Genomic DNA, 1,457 nt, shown 5'->3' with positions numbered 1-1,457 from the left:
CCCGGATCATTCGATAGACAGGGGCAAGACATCATGCCGGCCGTCGCCGGCCCAGCCGCGAGGCTTCTCCCCGCGACCACCAACAAGGTAACGGGCGGGGGAGGACTGGGCGGGGTGGGCGTGAGATCCTGGTGCTATGAGCGTATCGACTGATCGCGAGGATGTTGACACCTGGGCTCCCGTCGGGTGGGTGCCCAGTGACCCAGGCTTCGACGAGGCGCCTTTCGGGTCTGTGCTCGGTGACCCTCTTATGGGCTCGCCGTTGTTCGATGTCGCGGTGCTCGACGCCCCCTCTGAGCATCGGCTGGAGGACCGGAAGACTGTGCGTGGCGGCCGGGCGGCATCGGCCGAGGGCGCCCAGTCCGATCCGGCTGCGGTGCTGCGTGCTCAGGTCGAGGAGCAGGTGCGGGCCATGCGGCGCGGAGTCCCGCAGAGTCAGCAGGCGGCTCCGCGGTCTTCGGGGTACGGGCGCGCCCCTGGGGTAGGGCTGGGCGCTGCTGCGAGCGGACAGCGCCCTCGGGGCGCACGGCAGCCTGTGCGGCCTGCGCGCATGTCCGCGCCGGTGCCGCAGTCGCCCTACAGCCGACGGCCGGGGCCACCCGGCGGATACGGCGGCCCTGGTCAACCGATGGGCTACGGCGGCGGGCCCGGAGGCCCGATGGGCTACGGCGGCGCACCGGGAGCGCCTGGGCAACCGGCCGGGTCCGGCCTGCCGGGCTGGCCGGTCGGTTCCGGGCGGCCGTTGCCCGTGGCCGTTAACCCGTACGCGCCCCCTGGGGTCGACGGCCGCCCCGGCCGGGCTCGTCCCCCTCAGCCCGCCGGACCCGGCCAGAAGAAGAGTATCGGCCCCTACGTTGGGTGGATCATCTTCTTCCTGTTCTTCATTATCTGGCACATCGTCAAGTGAGTCCGAGTGGGCCCGGAGACGGAGAATGATGCTCTTCGGCCCCGGCGCTCCGGTGAGGAGGGCCTGACGGAGGAGCCGAAGATGGTGGAGGCCCGTTCGGCGGGGCCGTGGTGGCGCGGCAGGGTGCTGCTGATGCTGAAGCGGATTCTGTGGTGGGCCGGTCTGGTGCTGCTGCTCCCCGGTCCGGCAGCGCTCTATAACGAAGATGCGATTTACGGCTTCTTTGCGTCTCTTCCGCCGCGGCTCGATACGTCGACGGGAGATGTGGATCGTTTTCTATTGATGTTGACGCTCACCGAGGAGCGTATTCTGGCCACGCTTGTCGCAGGCTTTGTGTGCTGGGCGCTCTGCGCTGTCCTCGGTTTCGTCGTCTTTCTGCGTGAGTCTGACCGTCCGGCGCCGCGGCGCAGCGTGCGGCGCGTTGTGAGGCGGCTGACTATTGTGGTCGTATCGATTGTCTTCCTTCTGGCCGGCGCCTTGGTCGGACTGCTGTGCAACGTCGGGATAGATCTGTACTACAACCCGATCCCCTGACGACCTGCGGGGCGGG

The 1,457-nt window shown here is 68.8% G+C and carries 2 protein-coding genes; both read left to right on the top strand.

The features are described from left to right. Nucleotides 1-748 precede the first annotated feature (748 nt). On the top strand, nt 749-907 hold the full coding sequence (locus O145_RS19455; protein ID WP_229118628.1) for a hypothetical protein: 159 nt from the start codon (nt 749-751) through the stop codon (nt 905-907). A gap of 81 nt (nt 908-988) precedes the next feature. Then, a complete protein-coding gene (locus O145_RS15175; protein ID WP_043564512.1) occupies nt 989-1,441 on the top strand; it encodes a hypothetical protein in 453 nt (150 codons plus the stop codon). The last annotated feature ends 16 nt before the right edge of the window (nt 1,442-1,457 follow it).

The sequence above is a fragment of the Actinomyces israelii DSM 43320 genome (genome assembly GCF_000711965.1).
In the GTDB taxonomy this organism is placed as follows: domain Bacteria; phylum Actinomycetota; class Actinomycetes; order Actinomycetales; family Actinomycetaceae; genus Actinomyces; species Actinomyces israelii.
The sequence above is the reverse complement of the archived record's forward strand: the minus strand, read 5'-3'. Positions and strand labels throughout refer to the sequence as shown.

Coding starts and splice junctions, on each gene's coding strand:
- O145_RS15175 (WP_043564512.1), top strand. CDS start 989: ATGGTGGAGGCCCGTTCGGCGGGGCCGTGGTGGCGCGGCAGGGTGCTG.